Annotated in this window: 5 protein-coding genes; all 5 read right to left on the bottom strand. The window is 67.8% G+C overall.

Going from position 1 to position 5,594, the window contains the following annotated elements:
- Positions 1-192: transposase (locus tag AC2CJA_RS23375; RefSeq protein WP_484604661.1), on the bottom strand; the 192-nt coding region annotated here is incomplete at its 3' end.
- A 287-nt stretch (positions 193-479) separates the two neighbouring features.
- Positions 480-1,169 carry an ATP-binding cassette domain-containing protein gene (locus AC2CJA_RS23370; RefSeq protein ID WP_484604660.1) on the bottom strand — a complete coding sequence of 230 codons (690 nt, stop codon included), beginning with the start codon at positions 1,167-1,169 and terminating at the stop codon, positions 480-482.
- Complete coding sequence (gene pstC / locus AC2CJA_RS23365) at positions 1,157-2,905, bottom strand: phosphate ABC transporter permease subunit PstC (RefSeq protein ID WP_484604659.1); 1,749 nt, start codon at positions 2,903-2,905, stop codon at positions 1,157-1,159. The genes AC2CJA_RS23370 and pstC overlap by 13 nt, the downstream gene beginning before the upstream one ends.
- Positions 2,906-2,980: 75 nt before the next feature.
- Positions 2,981-3,751, bottom strand: coding sequence for a phosphate ABC transporter substrate-binding protein (locus tag AC2CJA_RS23360; RefSeq protein WP_484604658.1), 771 nt, complete (start codon positions 3,749-3,751; stop codon positions 2,981-2,983).
- A 996-nt stretch (positions 3,752-4,747) separates the two neighbouring features.
- A complete protein-coding gene (locus tag AC2CJA_RS23355; protein ID WP_484604657.1) occupies positions 4,748-5,464 on the bottom strand; it encodes a glutamine amidotransferase-related protein in 717 nt (238 codons plus the stop codon).
- Between the last annotated feature and the right edge of the window lie 130 nt (positions 5,465-5,594).

Genomic DNA, 5,594 nt, shown 5'->3' with positions numbered 1-5,594 from the left:
GGCACGCTCGTCCACCGGCAGCGGTCCGTCCTGCCGTCCGTTCTCACGCTCGTGCTGGCGCACCCAGGTGCGCAGCGTCTCGGGGTTCATTCCGAGTTCTCGCGCGACATGAGCGATCGGTTTACTGGATTTCAACGCCAGCTGGACCGCTTCCTCACGGAACTCTGGCGAGTACGGACTTGGACGTGCCACGTGCTTCTTCCTTCGATTCTTTACAGGACAACCCTATTGGGTCCCTGTCCGGGATCTTCGGGGCCCCTCAGGGGCCGGATAAACGAGGATCTTGCGGTTCGCCGCGTCGGTTCTCCTTGAGTCCCGGTAGTCAGGGAGCCTGCGATGGCGGAGCACGCCCAGGACCTGTTCCCCCTCAGTTATGCCACGGCATGGTGAAGACCGGTTCGACGTGTCCGGATTCGGCCAGCCCCGTGGCTGGGCTTGGTGCCAAGCCATGGCCGTGAGGCGGTCTCTTGGCGCGGTGGTCACGAGAGAGAGGCCATCTGCTGTGCTGCCATGGGATGGTCGAGGCGCACGGTCGTGTCACAGAGCCGCTCGACTTGGGCGGCGTCGTGGGAGACGAGCAAGACCGTGCGTCGCCCTCTCAAGGCTGCGACGGACTCCTCGACCGTGTCGCGGCTGCGCTCGTCCAGGGCACTGGTCGGCTCGTCGAGCAGCAGGGCCGCCGGGTCGAGGGCCAGAGCCCGGGCCAGGCACAGACGCTGCCGCTGGCCCGCCGACAGCGTCTGTGCCTGTGAGTCGAGCCTGTGGTGCACTTCCTGCCAGAGTCCGGCCTCGCGCAAGGTGAACTCGGCCCGCTCGCACAGAACCTGACGGGGTGCCCTGACCACATGCCGGATCCCGAAGAGCGCGTTGTCGAGGATGCTCCCCCCGAAGACCACCGGAGTCTGCGGTACAAGCACGACCTTGGACCTGAGGTCCGCGTCTGCTTTGCCGGGCCGTACCGGAAGACCGAGTACGTGCAGGTCGCCGGTTCGGGAGAGGCCGGTCGGCAGGAGATCGACCAGCGCCCGCAGGACGGTGGACTTGCCGGCGCCGGACGGCCCGCAGAGGCCGGTGGTCGACCCGTGTGCCAACTCGAAGGACACCGGACCCACGAGTGTCCTGTCGCCGCTTTGCACCCGGAGGTCGCGTGCGGCTATCACGCTGTCCATCTCTCTCCTTCCCGACGGTTGCGCAGCACGACCGCCACGCTGAGGAGTACCGCCGTGATCAGTACCAGAACCAGGGCGCTGGACCATGCCTGTGCCATGCTCTGGGAGTTCCCGGAGTCCTGTGACAAGGTGAAGATGTGCGTCGGAAGCGCCTGGATCGGGGAGTCCACGACTCCTCCCGGCAGGGCCGGAGCGCCGAAGAAGACGGTGGCGGTGAACAGGAGGGGCGCTGTCTCCCCTGCTGCCCGCGCCAGACCGAGCAGCACTCCGGTGATGGTCGCGGGCCAGGCGTAGGGAATGACGACGGAGCGGATGAACTGGTGGCGGGAGAGCCCCAGAGCCATCGCGCTCTCGGTGAGCTCGGCGGGCATTCCCCTGACACGGGCGGAGGTGCCCAGCGCCACGACGGGGACGACCACGGGGACCAGCACCAGAACGCCGGCCAGCCAGGACTTGCCCCAGCCCAGAGCGCTGGAGAGGACGACGAACCCGGCGAGGCCGAGGAGGATGGTCGGTGCTCCTCCCACGATCATCGTCAGCGTCTGCAGCAGGCGGGCCGCGCGTGCGGACGCCCACACACCGATCAGGACCCCAGCCCCGAAGCCCAGAGGGAGGGAGACCAGTCCGGTGGTGACTACCAGCAGCACGGTCCCCAGGATCTGGTCGCGTACGCCGCCCGCTGACGTACCGGAGGTGGCGGTGAGCCAGAACGACGGATCGAAAGCGGCGGTTCCCCGTGTCACGAGGACGGCGAGCATTCCCACCAGTAGCGCGCTGGGCAGTAGGAGGGCCGCCAGGCGCAGCACGGTGGTAACCCGGTCGCGCTGGACGCGCAGGGAGGGCGAGGCGTGCAGGGATCCGACGGTCCGCGGCCGCCGGCTGGTCTGCTGCTGTGCCCTCACCCGCGTACTCCATACGGTGGCGAAGCCCACAAGCGCCAGCACCACGATGCCCAGGCCGCACAGGGCGGCGAAGTGCGGGCCCGAAGTACCTGCCAGTACGGTTTCGGGGCCTGCGAGTTTGGTGGTCAGCGTCTGGCCGGGACGCGCCAGCGACTCCATGAAGCCGTCGAGGGTCTGCGGAAGACGGCCGTCCGCCCTGCCGACGACCAGATAGACCGCGATCGCCTCGCCGAGCGCTCGGGCCAGGCCCAGCAGTACGGCGGCGCGCATGCCGGTCCTGGCACCTGGAAGTACCGCGGCGCGGACCACCTCGTGACGGGTCAGCCCGAGAGAGTAGGCGGCCTCGCGGTAGCGGTGGGGTACTGCGGTGAGCGCGTCCACGCTCACGGCGACGATCGTAGGGATGATCATGACAGCGAGCACGATCCCGGCGGCCAGGAGGCTGTCTCCGCCCGGAACATCGGCCATCGCGGCGATGAGGGGCCGCACGGCCAGAATGCCCACGAGGCCGTAGACGATGGAGGGGACAGCGGCGAGTAGTTCGACGCACGTGCGCAGAGGCCGGGCCAGACGGGGTGGCAGGTATTCGGTCAGGGCGATGGCCGCGGCCCAGCCGACAGGAACGGCGAGGGCGAGGGAGAGCACGCAGACGACTGCCGTGCCGTAGATCATGGACAGTCCGCCGTAGGCGGAGTGGGTAGGGCTCCAGGCCGGTGAGGTCAGCAGTTCGACCCAGTCGACCATGCCCCTGCCGATTCCTGTGAGCAGGTACCCGCCCAGGACGAGGAGCACCGTCACCACGGAGAGCGCGCCGATGAGGAGCCAGCTCCACACCCATCGGGAGGGACGCGGGCGCGGCGGTGTGGCCGGTGCGGCGGGAGGCCGCAACGGTGTGGTGGTGACCACTGGCTACTTCCCGAGCTGTTCGAGGGTCAGGTACCCGTGCTTGCTGAGCAGGGCCTGCCCCTTGTCGGAGAGGATGTAGTCGATGAACTCCTTGGCCTTCCCCTGCGGCTTGCCGTCGGTGAAGAAGAAGAGCGGGCGAGCCATGGGGTAGTCGCCGGAGGCGACGTTCTCGGCGCTGGCGGGAACTCCGTCCAGCCTCACCGCGACCAGATCGTCGTGGCCTTCGATGAACCCGGTGGACAGCGGCGCGACACTGCCCGGTGTCGACTTCAGCTTGCTGCGCGTCTCCAGGTTGCCGCCGACGATGGCGAAGTTGTCGGTCTCCGGCGGCGGCGGAGGGGTCTTGTCACCGTAGAGGTACTTGTCCAGCACCTCGCGCGTCCCTCTGCCCGGTTCCTTGTCGTAGACGAAGACCTCCAGGTCAGGGCCTCCCACCTGGGACCAGTTGGTGATCTTTCCTTCGAACAGGCCGCGCACCTGCTGCGCGGTGAGGTTGTCGACACCCGCGTCGGCCACTCTCCTGGTGATGACCACCCCGACCGCGTCGGTGCCGATCTGCGTCGGGTAGAAGGCGGTGTCCGAGTGCGCCACGCGGTCCTCGTCCAGCAGCGGCTTGGAACTCATCGCGATATCGATCTGGTCCGCGCCGAGTTGGGAGATACCGCCGGCCGATCCCCCCTGGGTGGCGACCGTCACGTCAAGCCCCTGGTCACGCAGGGCCTGCGCCGCGTCTGCGGCGACCGGAGCCACCGTGGTCGAGCCGCTGACTCGCATCGCCCCCGTCCGTGCCTCACCGTCCGCGCAGGCGGTCAGAAGGGATCCCAGTAGCAGTGCAGCGGGGATGAGGCATCTGCGCCGTCTCTTCCTCGCTGTTCGTGCACCAGATCGAGTGGAGGGCGATAAGCCTGCGGTCGTCGGGGGTGGGACTTGTTCCAGAGATGAAGGTTTGCGGGACATTGAAAGTCCTCCTCGGGGAGCGGTCCGCCGACTCCACGAGATCTTAAACAAACCGCCATTGATATGAGAACCCTCGGTGAACTTTTGATTTCTCTCTGTCTGCTCGCTTCGCGATTGGAGGGTGATTGAAGCGGATTAACGCCTGATTGATTCATGTAAGGCAATTGGATGGATAAAGGAGATGCAGGGGCATGTGCGGCTTTTGGGCTCATGGATCCGGTGGCTTGGTGGCCCGTCAGTTTCCGCGAGGGAAGCCGGAGGTGGGGTGACGGAGGCGGAAGAGGGGGGCGGTGTCGGTCTCTGGCGCTCCGTCTCGGCCGGCCTCCGTGGCCGCTGCGCCGAGGGCGAACGCATGGAGCGTCCACTCCGTCTCGTGCTGGAGTCGTACGAGGGCCGCCGACCTGCCGACCACGTTCCTGCGGCGTCGGGTGGATGCTGCTGCGGCCGGGTTTCCGGTGCCGTGTGCGGACGGCGGCGATGGCCCGATCCGCCTTCGGTGGGGCGTGGGCCGCCGAACGGTGCGCCGGGCCGGACAGGGCCTGCACCCTGCCCGGCCCGGCGTACCGTATGGTCCGGTAGCCCTTGCGCACGGTCGGACGGCCCTGGGGCAGAGTGGTCAGGCCGCCGAGCTGCCGGCGTCGGGCGACGGAGGGTGCCGCGATGACGTGCTGAACCGCGACTCCCGGCGGGTCACGGTGCTTGCACCGGCGCGGCGAACCGCCTGGTCGGAGCCTCGCCATTCGCGGAACTTCCGCGGCTCGGCGTGCCGCGGCGGCGGGGACTGCCGCCCCTTATTGTGTCATGAGTTCGATTTCAGCGCTCCTGAATCGTGGTGCTGGTGGTCATGCGCCCGGCAGCGGTCAGGAATTCCGAGATGAGGGGGTGTACAGCGCTGGCGGTGGAGGACAGCTCGGGCTGGAACAGAGTGGCGAGGAAGAAGGGGTGGTTCTTCAGCTCCAAGGCGCGAGGGGCGCCGTCGGCGTCCCAGGCCACGAACTCCATCTCCCCCTCGGCTGCGGCGTCCATGAAATCGCGGCTGAGGGACCAGGAGCAGTGAAACACCTCTTCCACGCCCTCGGCATCGCCGTAGACGGTCGCCAGCCGGGAGTCCGCCTTGACTGTCAGCGGGGCCTTCTGCCCGGTGAACGAGCAGGTCAGTGGCATCGCAAGAGCCATGTACCGTTCCGGATCCTCCACCACTCCGGTCACTTCCCGGAGTCCGTTGACCAGCGCGTTGCCGATGAGGGCGCTGAAGAACCCCCCGCATGTTCCCAGGAAGGGGATGCCGGACTGACGCGCCGCGCTGACGGCGTGCTGGACTCCCGCCTCGTTCAGGTACGGTGCGCCCGGTACCACCCATATGCCGTGAAAACCCGCGAGGTCCTCCTCACTGGTTATCTTCTCGGTGGAGAGCCACTGAGCGACCACCCCCAGTTCGGCGAGCAGTGACTCGATCTTGGGGTGAGCGGGCTCCGAGTGATTGCCCTTGTCTCCCACCAGGGCCAGGCGTAACCCGGTCGTGCTGTACATGAGTCCTCCTGAGGAAAGCCAGTTCGAACTTCCTGTGGCACACGAAAGCCGTTCGTGGTGGTGCTGGGGCGGGACAGCTGTTGTGCAGGCTCCGCTCTGGGGCGCGGGGGGGGGGGGGGGGCGGGGCGGG

This window comes from Streptomyces sp. ATLC9 (assembly GCF_057196705.1).
The sequence above is the reverse complement of the archived record's forward strand: the minus strand, read 5'-3'. Positions and strand labels throughout refer to the sequence as shown.